The following is an 18,206-nucleotide window of genomic DNA, read 5'->3' as shown; positions in this document are numbered from 1 at the left end:
GTGACGCAGAGCGTCACTGGATGCATTCCCACGCGGAGCGTGGGAACGATCATTTGTGGCCATGGTTACGTTGGAAGGTTTCTTCCCCCATCGCCGCAATCTGCCCCTCGATCAACGCCTCGAACGGTTTGAGCAACGGCTCGAATGACGCCGGTGCCTCCAGCGTCTGCAACGCCTGCACAATCGCCTCGATGGTCGACAACGCCCCCGGTCCCGGTGCCTTGCGCAAGCGATAGCGCGACACGCCACCTTCGGCCAGCGTCACCCGTGGCAACGCCGCCAGTAGCGGATTGAGGTGCAACATCTTGCGCGCCTTGCGCCAGGTGCCATCCGGAACGACCAGCAACAGTGGTTCATCGGACTCGCCATAAGCCTGCATCGGTTGCGCATCATCAGCCGGAAACAACAACCGTGCCCGATAGCCCGGCCGGTTCAACAGCGCCGGTAAATCCTCGAATACTTCACCAACAATCAGCTCGGCATTGCTCAGCCCCAACGCTGCCAACCGTGCGGTATTCAACGCATGATTAACCTCACTCGGATGCTGCAACAGCAACACTCGCGTGCGGCTGTCGAGGCTGGGGATCAGCGGGCAAAGGCAATGGGTTTGGGGGCGCAGGCAGCGCGGGCATTGAATTCTGGACATACTTCTTTTCCCTACCAGCTACGCCTGATTGAGCTGAGCTTTGAGCAAATCACGGAAGGTCTGGATCAGCGGTTCGCGGCTACGGCCGCGACGCATGATCATCGAAAACGGCGCCTGATAACCGAAGGTCGCCGGCAGCAGCACGCGCAGGTCACCCTTGTCGGCCCACGCCTGAGCGTAGTGTTCTGGCAAGTAACCGATGTAGGCGCCGGACAGCACCAGAATCAGCTGCGCCTCCATACTTTCCACCGTCGCCGCGCTGTGTTTGAAGCCGTGGCGCGCCAGTTCGGCCTGACTCCAGTAACCACGTCCGACCATGCGTTGCTGGGTGATGACTTGCTCGGGAATGCGCCGTTCGTTGAACAACGGGTGACGACTGCTGCAATACAGCCAGTGCTGCTCGCGGTACAACGGCATGTAGACCAGACCGCTCATGCGCGTGGAAAACGCACCGATGGCCAGATCGAGGCGGTTGTCCTGCACGCCGAGTTGCAGTTCGTACGGGCTCATCACCGACAGATGCAAATGCACCGCCGGGTGTTCCTGGCTGTAGGCGCCGATGGCTTCGGCGAACGGCAAGGCCTTGTCACTGACGGTGGAGTCGATCACACCGAGGTTGAGCGTGCCGCGCAGTTCGCCCTTGAGCGCGGCGGCGTATTGCTCGAAACCTTCGAGTTCGGCGAGCAGGCGCAGGGTTTCCTGATGGAACAGCTCGCCCTTGCTGGTCAGGCTGAAGCCGCCGCGCCCGCGATGGCACAGCACCAGGCCGAGTGCGGCTTCGAGCTGGCTCATGTAGGTGCTGATCGCCGAGGTCGACAGGTTGAGTTCCTGTTGGGCGTTGGCGAAACCCTGATGACGCACGACGCTGACGAAAATGCGTAATAGTTTCAGGTCGGGTAAAGCGTTGGCCATGTCTACTCCGGGCTTTGCAACTGTGTGTCTGTGGGAAAAGCCCCTCACCCCAGCCCTCTCCCCGAGGGAAAGGAAGCCTACCGAGCGGTTATGAGGATTTACGCCGACCTGCAATATCGAGTCGAACTCAAAATTAAAAAGCAATGGAGATCGGCCCCCTCTCCTGAGGGAGAGGGCTGGGGTGAGGGCAACGATCTCCTGCCGATCACACGACCCGAACACGACAAAGTCTAATCGCCCCTCGCCCATTAGTTTAGAAAAATCTGAACTAAGTTTTTGCCCGTAGCGATTCTTCCGCCGCACTACATTTCGCATCATCGGCCCCACAGCGGCGCCCGCCCCCCTGCTCCACGGCGCGCCGACATAAATAAAACAAAGACGATGAGGCCTTACCCGTGGACAAGATTCTTCACCAACCACTGGGCGGCAACGAAATGCCGCGCTTCGGCGGCATCGCCACCATGCTCCGACTCCCCCATGTACCGACCGCTGCCGGCCTGGACGCTGCCTTCGTTGGCGTGCCCCTGGACATCGGTACTTCGCTGCGCCCCGGCACCCGCTTCGGGCCGCGCGACATCCGCACCGAATCGGTGATGATCCGCCCGTACAACATGGCCACCGGCGCTGCGCCGTTCGACTCGCTGTCGGTTGCCGACATCGGTGACGTGGCGATCAACACCTTCAACCTGCTCGACGCCGTGCGCATCATCGAAGAAGCCTACGACAACATCCTCGAGCACAACGTGATCCCGATGACCCTGGGTGGCGACCACACCATCACCCTGCCGATCCTGCGGGCGATTCACAAGAAGCACGGCAAGGTCGGTCTGGTGCACATCGATGCCCACGCTGACGTCAACGATCACATGTTTGGCGAGAAGATCGCCCACGGCACCACCTTCCGTCGCGCCGTCGAAGAAGGTCTGCTGGACTGCGACCGCGTCGTGCAAATCGGTCTGCGCGCACAGGGTTACACCGCTGACGACTTCAACTGGAGCCGCGATCAGGGCTTCCGCGTGGTTCAGGCTGAAGAGTGCTGGCACAAGTCGCTGGCGCCACTGATGGCCGAAGTGCGCGAGAAAGTCGGCGGTGGCCCGGTGTATCTGAGCTTCGACATCGACGGCATCGACCCGGCCTGGGCACCTGGCACCGGCACCCCGGAAATCGGTGGTCTGACGACCATTCAGGCGATTGAAATCGTCCGTGGCTGCCAAGGCCTCGACCTGATCGGTTGCGATCTGGTAGAAGTCTCGCCCGCTTATGACACCACCGGCAACACCTCGCTGCTGGCCGCCAACCTGCTGTACGAAATGCTCTGCGTACTGCCTGGCGTGGTCCATCGCTGAGGGTCGGGTCATGAACGAACGTGATCAGGTTTTGCAAGCGGCCGCCGAGCTGGTGGCCGCCTTCGCCCGTAACGATCGCGAGGCTTACTTCGGCGCGTTCAGCGCCGATGCGAGTTTCGTCTTCTACACCCTCGAACAGCCGTTGCTGTCGCGCGATGCCTATCAGGCCTTGTGGGACAACTGGCGCGCCGAGGATGGCTTCGAAGTGCTCTCGTGCACGTCGAGCAACGCCTTCGTCAGCCTGCAAGGTGACGTAGCGATTTTCATCCATGACGTGGCCACCGAGCTGCGCATGCAAGGGGAGCAACACTTCAGCCAGGAGCGCGAGACGATTGTTTTCAAGAAACAAGCGTCGAGCCTAGAACAACAAGGCCTTTGGCTGGCCTGCCACGAACATTTGTCCGCAATGCCGGAAGGGCTGCCATCCCCTTAGCCAAACAGGTGACGCCTCACGCACGATGAGGCGCGCCTTTATGATCGGAGCAGATCATGAATAACAACAACAACGACCAAAGCCTTACGCAGATTGAAACCCACGGGGTCGAACAGATCCCGGACCACGAACGCACTGCTGGCCCGACGGACTTGTTCCGGATGATCTTCGGCGGTTCGAATACCTTTGCCACCGCCGTGCTCGGCAGTTTCCCCGTACTGTTCGGTCTGTCATTTCAGGCCGGCGTCTGGGCCATTGTGCTGGGCGTGCTGCTCGGCTCGCTGATCCTCGCACCGATGGGCCTGTTCGGCCCGCTCAACGGCACCAACAATGCCGTGTCGTCCGGTGCGCACTTCGGCGTGCACGGGCGGATCGTCGGTTCGTTCCTGTCGCTGTTGACCGCTATCGCGTTTTTCTCGCTCTCGGTGTGGAGTTCGGGCGATGCGCTGATTGGTGGTGCAAAACGCCTGATCGGTCTGCCGGAAACCGACCTGACCCTGGGCCTAGCCTACGGTCTGTTCGCGATTCTGGTGCTGACCGTGTGCATCTACGGCTTCCGCTTTTTGCTGTGGGTGAACAAGATCGCCGTGTGGAGCGCCAGCCTGTTGTTCCTGCTGGGCATCTTCGCCTTCGCCGGTCCTTTCGATGTGAACTACGCCGGTACGGTGAGCCTCGGTCATCCGGGCTTCTGGGCCGCGTTCATCGGCGCTGCGCTGGTGGCGATGAGCAACCCGATTTCCTTCGGCGCGTTCCTCGGCGACTGGTCGCGCTACATCCCGCGTGACACCTCCAAGCAACGCATCATGGCCGCCGTTGTGCTGTCGCAGATCGCCACGTTCATCCCGTTCCTGTTCGGCCTGAGCACCGCGACCATCGTCGCGATCAAGGCGCCGGACTACATCGCGGCGAACAACTATGTCGGTGGTTTGCTGGCGGTGTCGCCGAGCTGGTTCTTCCTGCCGGTATGCCTGATTGCGGTAATCGGCGGCATGTCCACCGGCACCACCTCGCTGTATGGCACCGGGCTGGACATGTCCAGCGTGTTTCCGCGGGTGCTGTCGCGCGTAAAAGCGACGCTGCTGATCGGCGTGCTGTCGATTGCCTTCATCTTCATCGGCCGTTTTGCCGCGAACCTGGTGCAGAGCGTGTCGACCTTCGCTGTGCTGATCATCACCTGCACCACGCCGTGGATGGTGATCATGATCATCGGCCTGTTGATGCGTCGCGGCTTCTATTGCCCGGATGACCTGCAAGTGTTCACGCGCGGCGAACAGGGCGGACGCTACTGGTTCAGCCACGGCTGGAACTGGCGCGGTCTGGGTGCATGGATCCCGAGCGCGGCGGTTGGCCTGTGCTTCGTCAATTTGCCGGGGCAGTTCGTCGGCCCGCTGGGTGAAATGGCCGGTGGCATCGACATCAGTTTGCCGGTGACCCTGGGCCTGGCTTCGGTGGTGTACCTGACGCTGCTGAGCCTGTTCCCGGAACCGCGCGAAGTGTTCGGTCCGAAGGATGCACGCAGCCAAATCGTGGAAAAACCTGAACTGCGCCAGGCCGCCTGACGCCGATCCCTGTAGGAGTGAGCCTGCTCGCGAAAGCAATCTGTCAGTCACGTCTTTGTTGAATGTGCTGACGCCTTCGCGAGCAGGCTCGCTCCCACAGTGGGCAGCCTTGCTGAACCAAATTTGTTTCAACATAAAAAAGACAATCGGAGACACGCCATCATGGCTTTGGATTTATTCGTCGTCCTCATCTACGCCGCCGGCATGCTCTTGCTCGGCTACTTCGGCATGCGCAAGGCTAAGACCAACGAGGACTTTCTCGTGGCCGGTCGAAACCTCGGCCCAAGCCTGTACATGGGCACCATGGCCGCGACCGTGCTCGGTGGCGCGTCCACGGTCGGCACCGTACGTCTGGGCTACGTGCACGGCATCTCCGGTTTCTGGCTGTGCGCGGCACTCGGTTGCGGCATCGTCGCGCTGAACCTGTTCCTCGCCAAACCGCTGCTGAAACTGAAGATCTACACCGTTACCCAGGTCCTGGAAAAACGCTACAACCCGATGGCCCGCTCGGCGAGCGCGGCAATCATGCTGGCCTACGCACTGATGATCGGCGTGACCTCGATCCTCGCGATCGGCACCGTCCTGCAAGTGCTGTTTGACCTGCCATTCTGGGTTTCGGTACTCGTCGGTGGTGGCGTGGTGGTGATCTACTCGGCGATTGGCGGCATGTGGTCGCTGACCCTGACCGACATCGTCCAGTTCATCATCAAGACCGTGGGCCTGATGTTCATCCTGTTGCCGATCTGCCTGTACCGCGTCGGCGGTTGGGACGAACTGGTGCTGAAACTGCCGGCGACCGCCTTCAGCTTCACCACCATCGGCTGGGACACGATCATCACCTACTTCATGATCTACTTCTTCGGCATCCTGATCGGTCAGGACATCTGGCAACGGGTGTTCACCGTCAAGACCGCCAAAGTCGCGCAATACGCCGGCAGCATCGCCGGCATCTACTGCATCGTCTACGGCCTGGCCTGCGCGCTGATCGGCATGGCCGCGCACGTGCTGATCCCGGATCTGGACAACGTCAACAACGCCTTCGCCGCCATCGTCAAACTGTCGCTGCCGGACGGCATCCGGGGTCTGGTGATCGCGGCTGCACTGGCGGCGATGATGTCCACCGCCAGCGCCGGCCTCCTTGCTGCGGCCACTACTCTGACTGAAGACCTGCTGCCGAAGCTGCGTGGCGGCAAACCGTCGAGCCTGGGCATCAACCGCCTGTTCACCTTGCTCACCGGTATTGTCGTGCTGGGTATCGCGCTGGTGGTCAACGACGTGATAAGTGCGCTGACTCTCGCTTACAACCTGTTGGTGGGCGGCATGTTGATTCCGTTGATGGGTGCAATTTTCTGGAAACGCGCGACCACCGCCGGCGCCATCGCCAGCATGGGCCTGGGTTTTGCCACCGCGCTGCTGTTCATGTTCAAAGACGGTCTGGATGCCAACACGCCGATCTACTACAGCCTGGCCGTGGGTCTGGTGAGTTTTGTGGTGGTGAGTCTGGTCTCCCCTCGCCCGGCGACGGTGGCGAGTGCGATCTAAGCTCTGATGTAACGACTTGATGCTTTCTTCGACGGGTGTGGCGTCGGTTGCCACACCCGTTTTTTTACGTCTGGAGAAAATGACTGATGAAGATCGTTTCTCGCGATCAGTGGTTTGAAGTGCAGCACTTGAGTGACGGTATTCGGCTGATTCATGAACCGTATATCCGGCCGTTCTACCGCTGCAACCTGTGGCACATTCAGGGTCGCGACAAAGACCTGTTGCTGGACAGCGGTTCGGGGCTGGTGAGCCTGCGCGAACAATTGCCGTGGATCACCGAGCGATCGCTGGTGGCGGTGGCCAGTCATTGCCATTTCGACCATATCGCCGGGCATCACGAATTTACTGAACGGCTGGTGCATCCCGCCGAGGCTGACATTCTGGCGGCGCCGGATGGCGAGAATGATTTGAGCCGCGCGTTCGTCGGCGATGACATGTTCGAAGCGCATCCGGATTGCCCGTTGTGCTACGCCGAATACCGGGTGAAAGCCGCGCCGGCCACCGGGTTTGTCGAGGACGGTGATGTGCTCGATCTGGGCAATCGCACGCTGCAAGTGCTGCACACGCCGGGGCATTCGCCGGGCGGGATCAGCCTGTATGAGGCGGCGACGCAAACCCTGTTCAGCGGCGACATCATCTACGACGGGCCGCTGATCGAAGACGCCTACCACTCCAATCTTGAGGATTACGCCGCCAGTCTGCGACGTTTGCAGGCGTTGCCGATCCGCACCGTGCATGGCGGGCATTTCGGCAGTTTTTCCGGGGAGCATTTGCGCTCGATGATTGACCAGTGGTTGCGCGGCCACGCCTGAGGCCTGCTTCACTCAAGCAGACAACAATCAGAAAAATCTGCCATGAGAAGAGCTGCCGTACGTGCCGCCGTGCATCGATATATCCGGCGTCTGCTGGAAACCCGCGAATTCAACGACAACACCAGTCTGGTGCAGTTGGGCCTGGAGAAAGCCGACATCGAGGATCTGATCTTTCATCTGGAAGATGAATTCGGGCTGACGGCGTTCACCGCCGAGGAAGACCGCATGCTCAAGACCGCGAAGACGGCGAATGACTTGAGCCGGTTTTTGCTGGAAATCGGGCGGCACTGAAAATCAAAAGATCGCAGCCTTCGGCAGCTCCTACACTGTTTTATGCAGGAGCTGCCGAAGGCTGCGATCTCTTGATCTTGAATCCGTTGATCTCGGATCGGGGGCGTTACCGGCGCCGTTGTTGACGGCGGCGCTGCTCGTCATCGGTGCGGATCGGTACAGGTTGCAGAGGCGGTTCGATCAAACCGAGGGCAACACCCAAATCGTGCAGCCAATTTTGAATTTTCTCTTTCATCGTCATGCCCCCTTCAGGGTGGTGCTGAGCGGCCGGAATTCTGAGGCCGCTTCGCACTGATAATAGTCCGAAGTCCTACGCAATGCTCGGCCAAATCCGCAATGATCTGTTACTGAATTGAACAGAGTTCGCGGACAGTGGTTCAAGCTGTTTCCCGGGTTTCGATCTGAGCCGCGGGATAGACAGCCTGCTGCACCTCGATCCACGCATTAAGGTTGGCGCCCAGCATACCTTTGCGCCACATGAGCCACGTTGTCGCACCCACAAATGGCTCGGCCAACGGATGCATCGCCACGCTGTCGCGGCCCGGCAGACTGGCCAGCATCGACTCCGACATCAGCGCCACGCCGCTGCCGGCAATCACGCAGGCGAGCATGCCCTGATACGACTCGATCTCCATCGCCCGGCCCATGGTCGCTTGATAGTGCGAAAACCACGCCTCCAGACGCATCCGGTAGGAGCAACCCCGGCGAAAGGTAAACACCGACCGCCCTTCGACATCCCGGGCACTGCGTACCGGCGGATGATCGATTTCAGTGATCAGCACCAGGCGCTCCTCGCACAACGGCACGCCGTCGAGCCCGGCCAGTTCCAGCGGGCCATCGACCAACGCGGCATCAAGACGACCGGTGAGCAAGCCTTCCAGTAACTCTCCACTGGGCGCTGACTGCACCTGCAGATTCACTGCCGGATACTGCTTGTGATACTGCGCCAGCAGCGCCGGCAAATGGATCGCCGCCGTGCTGTACATGGTGCCCAGAGCGAAGTCGCCGGCCGGTTTGCCACCCATTACCGCGGCACTGGCTTGATCGCGCAGGGCGAAGAGTTTGCCGGTGTAGTCCAGCAGGACTTTTCCCGCAGGCGATAGCTGCAAACGCTGACGCTCACGGACGAAAAGTTCGACACCGAGTTGTTCCTCAAGCTGCTTGAGCCGGGTCGACAGGTTCGACGGCACCCGGTGCAGGCGTTCGGCGGCGCGGGTAATCGAACCCTCCTCGGCCACGGCCTGAAAGATCCTCAGTTGGCTGAATTCCACAACCCTTCTCCATAACAGAACAAGTTGCTCACTATTATTCAATTTTAAAGAAAGTCAATCAGTCCTAGCCTGACGGTCATTGATCCTTCCAAGGAATCCCGACCATGTCGCCTCTGATTCGCTTATCCGCTTGCTTCGTTGCCTTGATGATGGCCATGGGCATCGGGCGTTTCGCCCTCACCCCGCAAATGCCGCACCTGCTCAGCGAAGGCCAGATCGACCTGACGGCCGCCGGTCTGATTGCGGCGGCCAACTACCTCGGCTACCTGCTCGGCGCGGTGGACGCAATGTTCGCCCATCGCCCGCATCAGGTTCAGCGGCGCCTGCACGGCGGACTGTGGTTGTGCGTGCTGCTGACACTGGCGTCGTTCTGGGCCAATGGCTTCTGGTCGCACTTGCTGCTGCGCTTCGGCACCGGGGTAGCAAGTGCCTGGGTACTGGTGATGATCACTTCGTTGAGTCAACCATTGGCGGCGGCAGCAGGTCGTCCGAGATTGGGCGCTCTGGTATTTGCCGGACCGGGTTTGGGGATTTTTCTGACGGGGTTGTTGGCGCTGGTCTCACATCTGCTGAATCAGACGTCCGCGACGTTGTGGCTGATTTATGCCGCGGCTGCGTTGGTGATGATGCTGGGGGTCTGGCGACTGCTGCCAACGCCTGTCGCAACGGCGACGGTGGTTGCAGCGCCGGTCAGTCCATCGAATCGGGGTATCGGGCGGTTGGCGGTGATTTATGCGCTGTACGGCGTCGGTTACATCATTCCGGCGACCTTCCTGTCGCAAATGGCCAATGCGCAGTTTCATGGGCAGTGGCAGGCCGATCTGTTCTGGCCTTGCTTCGGTCTGGCCGCCGCGCTCGGCGTGTTGCTGGTGAGCTTGCGGCGTCACGATCCAGAAACCACCCGTCACTGGTTGATGGCGACGCTGTGGCTGCAAGCGGCCGGCGTCTTTTGCTGCCTGCTGGGCAGCGGCCTCGGCCTCGCGCTGGGGGTGATCCTCTGCGGCACGCCATTTCTGGCTTGCATGCAATTAGTCATGCAGCGCTCGCGGGAACTGGCGCCACATGCCACGCAACGCAATGCCGGGATGCTTACCGCCTGCTTCGCCGTCGGCCAACTCAGCGGCCCTCTATTGGCAGCGCTGAGCAGCCATTTCAGCGGTGGCCTGCATCCGGCGCTGGTGATCGCCGGCAGCGGTTTATTGATTGCCGGCGGTCTGGCGATGCAATCGACTAACGCTGACCCAGCGCTTTGCGCAAACGCCGACGCAGCCACTGCTCGGCGCTGACAAACGTGATGCCGAGCAGCACCAGCACGGCGCCGAGGACGAAGTTAACCGTCAATTGTTCGCCGAGCAGCAATACGCCAAAGGTCACGCCGAAAAGCGGCGTCATAAACGAAAACACCGCGAGGTTGGCTGCCAGATAACGGCGCAGCAGCCAGAACCAGATCAGGTAGCTGAAGAACGACACCACCAGGCCCTGGAACAGCACGCTGGCCACCGCCACGGGGGTCAGGCTGACGTGGGTGATCTGGCCGCTGAACAGCGCAATCAGCAGCAGGCCGAGGAAGCCGACGATCAACTGATAGAACAAGGTCAGCGTCACCGGTGCTTCCGACAGCCGTGAGGCGCGCACCACCACCGTGGTCGCGCCCCAACAGGCGCCAGCCAACACGCCAAAGGCATCGCCGAGCAGCATGCGCCGGTCGAGGTTGTCCCACGACACACCGCCGGCGAAGGCAATTGCAATGCCGATGAACGCGAGCAGAATACCCAGCCATTGCAGCGGTCGCAGGCGCTCACTGGCCAGCAGAAAATGCACGCCCAACGCGGTGAAAATCGGCGCGGTGTAGAGGAACACCGACATGTGTGCAGCCGTGGTCAGTTGCAGACCTTCAGCGATAAAAAGGAATTCCAGACCGAACAGCGCACCGGCCAGCAAGCCGCCGCGCCAAGTGTTGCCGACCTGATCCCAGCCGCCCTTCCAGCAGATCAGCAACGCCACCAGCAACGCAGAGATCCCCGAGCGCGCGGCCGCTTGCATGACAGGCGCGATGTCCGGCGCCGCCCATTTGATCATCACTTGCTGCACGCCCCAGATCAGGCAGAGGCCGATCATCACCTGCAAGGCAAAACTGTCGGCATTGCGCCGCTCGACAATCACCGCAACACCTCGAACACACACAACATGGCAGGCCATCCAATGGTCAGAAAACAGTGCTGGAGATTATCAATCAGTCGGGCGGAAAAAAGGCGTCTGGAAAAGACATTTAGTGCTTCAGTGGCGGCAATGGTGAATGGCTATCGGCTGCGCCGCCATTCGCGAGCAGGCTCGCTCCCACTTTAGAGTGCGTTCCCCTGTGGGAGCGAGCCTGCTCGCGAAGAGGCCGGCACTGCCAACTCACATTACCGAGCAGACTTGCCAAACCTTTTGCTCACCAAAAACCCGACAATACAAGCCACAGCAGTAGCAAACGTCCCCCACGCCCAATCCATCAGCGTCACCTGCACCGACCACCCGCGCAACGTCGCCCAATTGGTCAGGTCATAGGTGCCGTAAGCTATCAGCCCTAACAACGCGCCCCGCTTCGCCGCCCATTGCCATGTCACGGCCGGCGTCACCACAAACACCACGCAGCCAAAAACATACAGGCAATAAAAAACCGCTGCCGGAACCAGCAGCGGTTTTTCGAGCATCAGCGGACCGAGCAGTTCGCGATAGGTCGGCGCCATCAACAGGCCGAGCCAGAGACCGTCGAGCAACAGAAACGCAATCAGCGTCGCAACATAGGCAACCAGAGACTTCTTCATCACACCCGCCCTCATGTAGGAGCTGCCGCAGGCTGCGATCTGTTGATCTTCAAAGTCAAAAGATCGCAGCCTGCGGCAGCTCTTACATGGGGCCAGCGGTGTCTCAGGTTAGTTCAATGCGATCAGCATGAATGACGATCTTGCCTTCCTTGTACAGCGCACCGATGGCCTTCTTGAAGTTGCCTTTACTGACGCCAAACAGGCTGCTGATCAGCGCCGGATCGCTCTTGTCGCTGACCGGCAGCGTGCCGCTGTTGTCGCGCAACTTGGCGAGGATCTTCGAGTTCAGACTGCTGGCCGCTTCCTGGCCAACCGGTTGCAGGCTCAGGGCGATCTTGCCGTCGGCACGGACTTCCTTGATGTAGCCCTTCTCGATCATGCCGGCGCGCATGAACTTGAAGATTTCATTTTTGTGAATCAAACCCCAGTGCTTGTTGTTGATGATCGCCTTGAAGCCCATGTCGGTGGCTTCGGCAACCAGCAGATCAACTTCCTGGCCCTGGCTGTAGTTGGCCGGGGTCTTGTCGAGGTAGCGATCCAGACGCGCGGTAGCGGTGATGCGGCGGGTGTGCTTGTCGAGGTAGACATGCACCACGCAGTATTCGCCGGCGGTCATCTGGCGCTTTTCTTCGGAATACGGCAGCAACAGATCCTTCGGCAGCCCCCAATCGAGGAACACACCGATGCTGTTGACTTCAACGACTTTCAGACTGGCAAATTCGCCGACCTGAACTTTCGGTTTTTCCGTGGTAGCGAGAAGTTTGTCTTCGCTGTCCAGATAAACAAATACGTTGAGCCAATCTTCATCTTCGGTCGGAATATCTTTCGGGATATACCGATTAGGCAAAAGAATCTCGCCGTCGGCACCGCCGTCCAGATATAAACCGAAGTTAGTGTGTTTAACCACTTGCAAACTGTTGTAACGCCCGACTAAAGCCATTTTCCGAAACCCTCATTGCGTGGGCGGCATTCTACCCGTTTTTGTGCTGGCCGTCGGGCGGCAGATCCGCACGCGTCGGAATTCTGCGCAACGCCTTGATTTTCCTTGTGTGCGGCTGGGCTGAGGTGCCGCTCGTCAGGGAGGCACTCACGCTAGCGGTGGAACAATTCAATGCGCCGGCGACTAAATGTTCTTATTTAAAACAGCAGGTTAGGCGGATATATCGAATATTCAATCGAGAATAATGCAGTGCAGCGCTGGGTTATTCCCGGGGATATTTACCAAGCAATTGTCAAGTTATTCCTGTACGATGCCTGGCCGAGTTACTTTTCTACAGGTTAATGGCCGCCATGCGTGTAAAAGCATCCACCAGCAAAGCAAAGCCAGCTCCAGCCGTTGAAACCAGCGAATCGATCAACGATCAGATCGCAGCGTTCCTCAAGTCTGGTGGCGAGATCCAGCAAATTGCCAAAGGCGTCAGTGGCCAGACATTCGGCCCGTCCAAGCAGATCAGCCTGGGCAAGAAGTAACACCCGGTTTTACACCCGTCCAGAGGCGCTTTGAGCTTCGAAGCGTCTGGACTGGCACCGCGCAACATCCCTCCCTTTTAAACAAAAATCCTTGTAAATCGACGAACGGCCTTCAATGCCGATCATTCGCCGGTATCCTTGCACGCGTCTAGATCAAGCGTTTCAGCAGGCCCGCCGTCCTGCGCTCGCCGTTCATGGAGTGACGCATGCGCAAATCTTCCTGTTTATTGCTCGCAAGCCTGATGGCCGGCTCGACCGCGCACGCACAGATTTTCCAGCGTGAACTGGGCGACTTCGATCTCAAACTCGGCACCACACCGACGCGCAGCATGGCCCAGGGTCTGGTCAAACCGGCAGCCGTCGGCTCGTTCCACGGCGGCCTCGACCTGAGCCACGACAGCGGCCTCTATGTCGGCCAGTACGCACCGAGTATGGGCATCAGCCCTGGCAAGAACCTCGAGATCGACTCCTACGTCGGCTTTAAACAGCCTTTCGATCAGACCCTTGGCTACGAAGTCGGCATGATCCACTACAGCTATCCCAAGGTAGATACTCTCGACAGCCAGGAGCTGTTCGGTGGCCTGACCTTGCTCGGCAGTCGTTTCGGCGTGGCCTTCAGCAACGACCCGGACAAACAGAACAACACCTTGTTTGCCGATCTTGGCGGCAACCAGCCATTCGGCATCGGCGTCAGTATGAAATACACCACCCACCAACTGAACACGCCCGTCGCCGTGGACGGTGGTTATGTCGGCAGTTTCACCGATTGGTCGGTGAAATTGTCCCGGCCGTTCATGGGTGTCGATCTCGACCTGATCTACAGCAACTCCAGCCTCAGCGGCAGTGATTGCTCAGCCTATTCCGGGCACAACAGCGAGTGCGACGGTCTCGTCACCCTCAAGGCTGCCCGCGCGTTCTATTGATCGGCTGAACTGCCGGGTTCATTCTGCGTTCACATAGGAATCAGTCCCTCGAAGCCAGGCTCACGCAAGGATTCGCCCATGTCTCGCTGGTTCAAGCACATCGCCGCCCTACTGATTTTCACCCTCGCCCTCGGCGCTTGCAGTCGCGTCGGCCTGGCCTATCGCAATCTCGACGTGATCATTCCGTGGACGCTCGGCGACTATCTGGACATGAACGGCGAGCAGAAAGACTGGTTCAACGAGCGCCTCAAGGACCACCTGAGCTGGCATTGCACCACGCAATTGCCGGGCTATCTGGACTGGCTTGATCGCCTACAGACCATGGTCGAAACCAATCAGATCACCGATGCCGCGTTGCAGGCGCGCACTACGGAAGCCAAGCAGGCCATTGCCGAAACCGCTCGAGAGATCACCCCGTCGGCGATCGAGTTGCTGCAAGGGCTGGATGACAAACAGGTCGCCGAAATGAATGACGCGTTTGCCAAGGATCTGCGCAAGCGTCAGCAGGAATACCTGAAACCACCGCTTGATCAACAAATTGCCGAGCGTGGCGCACGAATGGTTAAACGCTTGAATGACTGGCTCGGCCCCTTGAGCGCCACCCAGGAACAGCGGGTCATGGCGTGGTCGACCGCGCTGGGCGATCAGTACACGCAATGGATTGCCAACCGCGCCCATTGGCAGAAGCAATTCAGTGCCGCCGTCGCACAACGCAAAAGTCCCGAATTCCCACAGAGAATCGAGACGCTTCTGGTCAATCGCGAGAGTTTATGGACAGCGGATTACCGCAAGGCCTTCGCCGATACTGAAGCGCAGGGACGCTCTCTGGCGGTGGATTTGATCGCCGAAAGTACGCCGCAACAGCGTCAGCGGTTGTTGAAAAAGATCGAGGGTGTGCGTAAAGACTTCAACGACCTCAAGTGCCTCAAGGCCGCGCAAAAAACCTGAACATACCCGAATCCAATGTAGGAGTGAGCCTGCTCGCGATAGCGGTCTTCCAGTCAACATTGATGTCACTGGAAGTCCGCTATCGCGAGCAGGCTCACTCCTACAGGGGGATCTACGTAAACTCAGGCGATCTGGGCTTTGGAAGCCACTTCATCAAACGTCGCCTCGGCCAGCGCATCCTCCTGCTCATCCAGCACCTGACGCGGGTGATCATTGCCGGGAATGCTGCTGTCGATCAGGCTCAACAAGCTGGAACCGCGTGGGGTCAGGACAAAATTGTTTCCGGTGCTGCCCTCCTCATCCGGGCGCGGTGCAATGTAACCGCGCAGGAGCAACAACCTTTCATAGTCGCACGCCAGCGTTTTCAGGTGATCAAGGTTCTCGATCGGCTCGCCCGCGCTGGCCTTCGCCGCCGCATAGTCTTCGGCGTAGGCGCGAGGGGCAAAGCTATGGCCGGCGCTGTTCTGCACTTCATGGAGCAAGCGTTCAATCAAATCCCAGTTATAAGTCGTCATCCTGATACAACCTCCGGTGCGCGTGATTAATGGCGCGTTCATAGGTTGTGACCGGAGTGGCTCGCAGCCGTTCAGCCGCATTTCCCGCAGCGACCGACCGGCGGTCTGTCGATTTCCAGCAGGGTTAAACGACTAGTCTGAAACAGACGGTTTCAACCCCCGCAGGAGAAATCATCATGAACGTTGAGAATCATCCGGTTGTATCGCGCGAAGAATGGCTCGCCGCCCGTAAGCAACACCTCGCCGACGAAAAAGCCTTCACCAAGGAACGCGACCGCCTCAGCGCTGAACGTCGCGCGCTGCCGTGGGTAAAGGTCGACAAGGACTACCACTTTCAGGGGCCCAACGGCAGATTGAAGCTGGCTGACCTGTTCGGCAAACACAGCCAATTGGTGGTTTACCACTTCATGTTTGCCAAGGATTGGGAGGAAGGGTGCCAGGGTTGCTCTTTCCTCAGCGACCATATCGACGGTGCCAATCAGCATCTGGCGCATCACGACATCGCCGTTGTGGCTGTTTCTCACGCCCCCTTCAACGAGTTCCAGGACTTTAAACGGCGCATGGGCTGGAAGTTTGACTGGGTGTCATCAGAGGGTTGCGACTTCAACTATGACTTCGGCGTTTGCGCACGGGCTGAGGATGTCGCGTCGGGAAAGGCTACGTACAACTACGAAAAGACTGACAGCGCCGAGGAAGAAATGCCCGGGCTGAGCGTGTTTTATCGCGACACGAATGGCGACATCTTCCACACCTATTCAACGTATGCGCGTGGTCTCGACATGCTGGTCGGTGCCTACAACTATCTAGACCTCACGCCCAAGGGCAGGAATGAGGACGAAATCATGGAATGGGTGCGGCATCATGATCGTTATGAAGGCTATTCCAGGTCGAGCTGCTGCCACTCTGAGTGATGAGCAATGAACTTTTCTCCCGCTCAAGGCCTCAACCGATTAACCGCCTTAACCGGAACTGAGGCCTGCCCCGATGAAAACCCTGATCAAGCTCACCCTCGCCGCCACCCTGGCCTGCGCCCTGCCCGTCTGGGCCTGCACGCCGGAAGAAGCCACCGCCAAGCGCGAACAATTGGCCAAGGAAGTCTCGAAGCTGACCGAGCAGAATCCGGCCAAGGCCAAAGAGATCAATGCCGAATTGCAGAAGATGGATCTGGGCACGGCTAGCAAGGATCTGCCGGACAAGTGCCAGTTGATTGATCAGCGGTTGAAAGAACTGAATTCTGCCGAGAAGAAGACCGAGGGCTAACAGCAAGATCAAAAGATCGCAGCCTGCGGCAGCTCCTACATAAACCCCTGTAGAGCTGCCGAAGGCTGCGATCTTTTGCCACTGAAATTGCATTAATGCATTATTTATTTGCATTAATGCATATCTCTGACTAGGGTTACCTCGAGCAAGGAGATCGGAACCGGCCACAGAAGATGGCAACCGTTAAGCACCGATCGCTCGGCAACACCGCTACACCCACACAAGCTGGACGCTTGTTTTCACTCATGGAGGATTGAAAAATGTTAACCACAGCAGCAACACAATTCACCGGCGAATCACTGCCAAGGTGCCTGGCCGGTCACCTGCTCGACCCGCAACTCGCCGAAGTCGAAGCCGCTGAACAACTCAGTGCCCTCGCCGCCGGCAGCCTCAACTTCAACATGCAGAAACAGACCCAGACCAACTGGTGCTGGGCCGCCGTTTCCGCCTCGGTCGGCAACTATTACGGCACCGGCAACTGGACGCAGTGCGGTGTCGCCAGCACCCAGCTCGACCGCAACTGCTGCAATCAGCCGGGACCGTGCAACGTTTACGGCTATCTGGATTCGGCCCTGCAAACCACCCGTAGCTACAACGGTATGAATCAGGGCTCGCTGCAGATGTCGGCCATCCAGAACCAGATCAGCATGGGCCGCCCGGTCGGCTTGCGCTGCGCCTGGTACGGCGGTGGGGCGCATTTCCTGACGATCTACGGCACCAATGGCGATTACCTGTTGGTCGCGGACTCGATCTACGGCTATTCGACCCGCGCACTAAACGCCTTCCCCCGCGCCTACAACGGCGGCGGCAATTGGACCCACACTTACTTCACTGTGAAAAACTAGGAGGGCGACATCATGCAACTGACTTATCCAAAGGCGCCTTCCAACGGCGTTCAGACTTTGCGCCCGGCGCTGCAAGCCGCACTGCAAACCCAGGGCTTTGGCGCTAATCGCCAATTCGCCAACGCAGCACCTGCGAAGATCAGCCTCAGCGAAGCCTACCGGGGCTATTCGCTAAGTCTGGATGACCTGAGCAGCGGCAAAGGTCTGAAAGATGCCCGCCTCGGCGACTGGCATTACCTGGTATTTGCCGACGGCGTGACGATTGCCGATGCGCAATTGGCCGAGGTGCGCGGGCATGTCGAGTTCGCCTCGTTGAATCACGGCGATCACGCCGCTGCTACGGTGGGTGCGCTGAAACTCGCAGAACAAGCGCCGCAACTTCAGGGCAAAACCGTTGAACTGCGCGTGCTGTTTGTCTCGGCACTGCACGTTGTCGCAATCTGGCTGCATGCCGACGGAGAGGATGTATTGATCCCGATTGAACCAACGCCGAAGGATCTGGCGACCACTCGGTTGTACAGCGAGGCAGCCTTGCTCACAGCATTGAAGCCGGCGGCCGATCAGGCCAAGCGGCGCTTTGACGCCGACACCAGTGGTCAGCTCGGCAACTGATGGACGAAAAA

At 59.2% G+C, this 18,206-nt stretch carries 22 protein-coding genes; 14 read left to right on the top strand and 8 right to left on the bottom strand.

Annotation, left to right across the window (positions count from 1 at the left end):
• Window positions 1-49: 49 nt before the first annotated feature.
• Together AC5SEM_RS04020 and AC5SEM_RS04015 are read right to left on the bottom strand one after the other, a co-directional pair.
• Entirely contained in the window at window positions 50-646 is a 597-nt protein-coding gene (locus tag AC5SEM_RS04020; protein ID WP_495472229.1) for a tRNA-uridine aminocarboxypropyltransferase, read from the bottom strand.
• Between the two features lie 18 nt (window positions 647-664).
• Window positions 665-1,558: a LysR family transcriptional regulator gene (locus AC5SEM_RS04015; RefSeq protein ID WP_007956593.1), complete on the bottom strand. Its 894-nt coding sequence runs from the start codon at window positions 1,556-1,558 to the stop codon at window positions 665-667.
• A gap of 395 nt (window positions 1,559-1,953) precedes the next feature.
• Here AC5SEM_RS04015 and speB point away from each other — a divergent pair, with 395 nt between their 5' ends.
• The 6 genes from speB (at window position 1,954) to AC5SEM_RS03985 (ending at window position 7,541) form a co-directional block, all read left to right on the top strand.
• Window positions 1,954-2,904 carry an agmatinase gene (gene speB, locus AC5SEM_RS04010; protein WP_003222717.1) on the top strand — a complete coding sequence of 317 codons (951 nt, stop codon included), beginning with the start codon at window positions 1,954-1,956 and terminating at the stop codon, window positions 2,902-2,904.
• A 10-nt stretch (window positions 2,905-2,914) separates the two neighbouring features.
• Complete coding sequence (locus AC5SEM_RS04005; protein ID WP_495472228.1) at window positions 2,915-3,337, top strand: YybH family protein; 423 nt, start codon at window positions 2,915-2,917, stop codon at window positions 3,335-3,337.
• Window positions 3,338-3,393: 56 nt separating this feature from the next.
• Window positions 3,394-4,896 (top strand): purine-cytosine permease family protein, encoded by a 1,503-nt coding sequence (locus AC5SEM_RS04000; RefSeq protein ID WP_495472227.1) that lies wholly within the window; start codon window positions 3,394-3,396, stop codon window positions 4,894-4,896.
• 162 nt (window positions 4,897-5,058) lie between these two features.
• The gene (locus tag AC5SEM_RS03995; RefSeq protein ID WP_471895408.1) at window positions 5,059-6,438 is read left to right on the top strand and encodes a sodium:solute symporter family protein; all 1,380 of its coding nucleotides are present in this window, start codon (window positions 5,059-5,061) and stop codon (window positions 6,436-6,438) included.
• 86 nt (window positions 6,439-6,524) lie between these two features.
• Window positions 6,525-7,250, top strand: a complete 726-nt coding sequence (locus AC5SEM_RS03990; protein ID WP_495472226.1) for an MBL fold metallo-hydrolase — start codon at window positions 6,525-6,527, stop codon at window positions 7,248-7,250.
• Window positions 7,251-7,292: 42 nt separating this feature from the next.
• On the top strand, window positions 7,293-7,541 hold the full coding sequence (locus AC5SEM_RS03985) for a phosphopantetheine-containing protein (RefSeq protein ID WP_034153223.1): 249 nt from the start codon (window positions 7,293-7,295) through the stop codon (window positions 7,539-7,541).
• A 106-nt stretch (window positions 7,542-7,647) separates the two neighbouring features.
• On the opposite strand, the gene AC5SEM_RS03980 is transcribed toward AC5SEM_RS03985, so the two are convergent.
• Window positions 7,648-7,776, bottom strand: a complete 129-nt coding sequence (locus tag AC5SEM_RS03980) for a PA1414 family protein (protein WP_007914492.1) — start codon at window positions 7,774-7,776, stop codon at window positions 7,648-7,650.
• A 142-nt stretch (window positions 7,777-7,918) separates the two neighbouring features.
• Entirely contained in the window at window positions 7,919-8,812 is an 894-nt protein-coding gene (gene ptrR / locus AC5SEM_RS03975) for a putrescine utilization regulator PtrR (RefSeq protein ID WP_137218693.1), read from the bottom strand.
• 104 nt (window positions 8,813-8,916) lie between these two features.
• Here ptrR and AC5SEM_RS03970 point away from each other — a divergent pair, with 104 nt between their 5' ends.
• Complete coding sequence (locus tag AC5SEM_RS03970) at window positions 8,917-10,098, top strand: MFS transporter (RefSeq protein WP_495472225.1); 1,182 nt, start codon at window positions 8,917-8,919, stop codon at window positions 10,096-10,098.
• Here AC5SEM_RS03970 and AC5SEM_RS03965 read toward each other — a convergent pair.
• The 3 genes from AC5SEM_RS03965 to AC5SEM_RS03955 all read right to left on the bottom strand — a co-directional run bounded on the left by AC5SEM_RS03965 (window position 10,043) and on the right by AC5SEM_RS03955 (window position 12,562).
• The gene (locus AC5SEM_RS03965; protein ID WP_495472224.1) at window positions 10,043-11,011 is read right to left on the bottom strand and encodes a DMT family transporter; all 969 of its coding nucleotides are present in this window, start codon (window positions 11,009-11,011) and stop codon (window positions 10,043-10,045) included. The two genes, AC5SEM_RS03970 and AC5SEM_RS03965, sit on opposite strands and share 56 nt — an antisense overlap.
• Window positions 11,012-11,217: 206 nt before the next feature.
• On the bottom strand, window positions 11,218-11,622 hold the full coding sequence (locus AC5SEM_RS03960; RefSeq protein ID WP_495472223.1) for a DUF2177 family protein: 405 nt from the start codon (window positions 11,620-11,622) through the stop codon (window positions 11,218-11,220).
• Between the two features lie 103 nt (window positions 11,623-11,725).
• Window positions 11,726-12,562 carry a CvfB family protein gene (locus tag AC5SEM_RS03955; protein WP_077571586.1) on the bottom strand — a complete coding sequence of 279 codons (837 nt, stop codon included), beginning with the start codon at window positions 12,560-12,562 and terminating at the stop codon, window positions 11,726-11,728.
• Window positions 12,563-12,903: 341 nt separating this feature from the next.
• On the opposite strand from AC5SEM_RS03955, the gene AC5SEM_RS03950 reads away from it, so the two are divergent.
• The 3 genes from AC5SEM_RS03950 (at window position 12,904) to AC5SEM_RS03940 (ending at window position 14,963) form a co-directional block, all read left to right on the top strand.
• Complete coding sequence (locus tag AC5SEM_RS03950) at window positions 12,904-13,092, top strand: PFL_1563 family small protein (RefSeq protein WP_016985943.1); 189 nt, start codon at window positions 12,904-12,906, stop codon at window positions 13,090-13,092.
• A 206-nt stretch (window positions 13,093-13,298) separates the two neighbouring features.
• Window positions 13,299-14,015 carry a TorF family putative porin gene (locus AC5SEM_RS03945; protein ID WP_034153217.1) on the top strand — a complete coding sequence of 239 codons (717 nt, stop codon included), beginning with the start codon at window positions 13,299-13,301 and terminating at the stop codon, window positions 14,013-14,015.
• A 78-nt stretch (window positions 14,016-14,093) separates the two neighbouring features.
• On the top strand, window positions 14,094-14,963 hold the full coding sequence (locus AC5SEM_RS03940; protein WP_495472222.1) for a DUF6279 family lipoprotein: 870 nt from the start codon (window positions 14,094-14,096) through the stop codon (window positions 14,961-14,963).
• 122 nt (window positions 14,964-15,085) lie between these two features.
• Here the strand turns inward: AC5SEM_RS03940 and AC5SEM_RS03935 are convergent, their stop codons facing one another.
• On the bottom strand, window positions 15,086-15,478 hold the full coding sequence (locus tag AC5SEM_RS03935) for a hypothetical protein (protein ID WP_007914475.1): 393 nt from the start codon (window positions 15,476-15,478) through the stop codon (window positions 15,086-15,088).
• 176 nt (window positions 15,479-15,654) lie between these two features.
• Here AC5SEM_RS03935 and AC5SEM_RS03930 point away from each other — a divergent pair, with 176 nt between their 5' ends.
• The 4 genes from AC5SEM_RS03930 to AC5SEM_RS03915 all read left to right on the top strand — a co-directional run bounded on the left by AC5SEM_RS03930 (window position 15,655) and on the right by AC5SEM_RS03915 (window position 18,195).
• Window positions 15,655-16,389, top strand: coding sequence for a DUF899 domain-containing protein (locus AC5SEM_RS03930; protein WP_495472221.1), 735 nt, complete (start codon window positions 15,655-15,657; stop codon window positions 16,387-16,389).
• Window positions 16,390-16,462: 73 nt separating this feature from the next.
• On the top strand, window positions 16,463-16,738 hold the full coding sequence (locus tag AC5SEM_RS03925; RefSeq protein WP_016985949.1) for a hypothetical protein: 276 nt from the start codon (window positions 16,463-16,465) through the stop codon (window positions 16,736-16,738).
• Window positions 16,739-16,998: 260 nt separating this feature from the next.
• Window positions 16,999-17,583, top strand: a complete 585-nt coding sequence (locus AC5SEM_RS03920; RefSeq protein WP_371044004.1) for a papain-like cysteine protease family protein — start codon at window positions 16,999-17,001, stop codon at window positions 17,581-17,583.
• A 12-nt stretch (window positions 17,584-17,595) separates the two neighbouring features.
• The gene (locus AC5SEM_RS03915) at window positions 17,596-18,195 is read left to right on the top strand and encodes a hypothetical protein (RefSeq protein WP_495472220.1); all 600 of its coding nucleotides are present in this window, start codon (window positions 17,596-17,598) and stop codon (window positions 18,193-18,195) included.
• Window positions 18,196-18,206 lie beyond the last annotated feature (11 nt).

This window comes from Pseudomonas sp. CH61 (assembly GCF_059429415.1).
This window is presented reverse-complemented; position numbering and strand designations above follow the sequence as displayed.

Coding starts and splice junctions, on each gene's coding strand:
- AC5SEM_RS03965 (WP_495472224.1), bottom strand. CDS start 11,011: ATGGCCTGCCATGTTGTGTGTGTTCGAGGTGTTGCGGTGATTGTCGAG.
- AC5SEM_RS03960 (WP_495472223.1), bottom strand. CDS start 11,622: ATGAAGAAGTCTCTGGTTGCCTATGTTGCGACGCTGATTGCGTTTCTG.
- AC5SEM_RS03995 (WP_471895408.1), top strand. CDS start 5,059: ATGGCTTTGGATTTATTCGTCGTCCTCATCTACGCCGCCGGCATGCTC.
- AC5SEM_RS03980 (WP_007914492.1), bottom strand. CDS start 7,776: ATGAAAGAGAAAATTCAAAATTGGCTGCACGATTTGGGTGTTGCCCTC.
- AC5SEM_RS03920 (WP_371044004.1), top strand. CDS start 16,999: ATGTTAACCACAGCAGCAACACAATTCACCGGCGAATCACTGCCAAGG.
- AC5SEM_RS03940 (WP_495472222.1), top strand. CDS start 14,094: ATGTCTCGCTGGTTCAAGCACATCGCCGCCCTACTGATTTTCACCCTC.
- AC5SEM_RS04005 (WP_495472228.1), top strand. CDS start 2,915: ATGAACGAACGTGATCAGGTTTTGCAAGCGGCCGCCGAGCTGGTGGCC.
- AC5SEM_RS03970 (WP_495472225.1), top strand. CDS start 8,917: ATGTCGCCTCTGATTCGCTTATCCGCTTGCTTCGTTGCCTTGATGATG.
- AC5SEM_RS03950 (WP_016985943.1), top strand. CDS start 12,904: ATGGCCGCCATGCGTGTAAAAGCATCCACCAGCAAAGCAAAGCCAGCT.
- AC5SEM_RS04015 (WP_007956593.1), bottom strand. CDS start 1,558: ATGGCCAACGCTTTACCCGACCTGAAACTATTACGCATTTTCGTCAGC.
- AC5SEM_RS03935 (WP_007914475.1), bottom strand. CDS start 15,478: ATGACGACTTATAACTGGGATTTGATTGAACGCTTGCTCCATGAAGTG.
- AC5SEM_RS03990 (WP_495472226.1), top strand. CDS start 6,525: ATGAAGATCGTTTCTCGCGATCAGTGGTTTGAAGTGCAGCACTTGAGT.
- AC5SEM_RS04000 (WP_495472227.1), top strand. CDS start 3,394: ATGAATAACAACAACAACGACCAAAGCCTTACGCAGATTGAAACCCAC.
- AC5SEM_RS03925 (WP_016985949.1), top strand. CDS start 16,463: ATGAAAACCCTGATCAAGCTCACCCTCGCCGCCACCCTGGCCTGCGCC.
- AC5SEM_RS04020 (WP_495472229.1), bottom strand. CDS start 646: ATGTCCAGAATTCAATGCCCGCGCTGCCTGCGCCCCCAAACCCATTGC.
- AC5SEM_RS03930 (WP_495472221.1), top strand. CDS start 15,655: ATGAACGTTGAGAATCATCCGGTTGTATCGCGCGAAGAATGGCTCGCC.
- AC5SEM_RS03915 (WP_495472220.1), top strand. CDS start 17,596: ATGCAACTGACTTATCCAAAGGCGCCTTCCAACGGCGTTCAGACTTTG.
- AC5SEM_RS03955 (WP_077571586.1), bottom strand. CDS start 12,562: ATGGCTTTAGTCGGGCGTTACAACAGTTTGCAAGTGGTTAAACACACT.
- AC5SEM_RS03945 (WP_034153217.1), top strand. CDS start 13,299: ATGCGCAAATCTTCCTGTTTATTGCTCGCAAGCCTGATGGCCGGCTCG.
- AC5SEM_RS03985 (WP_034153223.1), top strand. CDS start 7,293: ATGAGAAGAGCTGCCGTACGTGCCGCCGTGCATCGATATATCCGGCGT.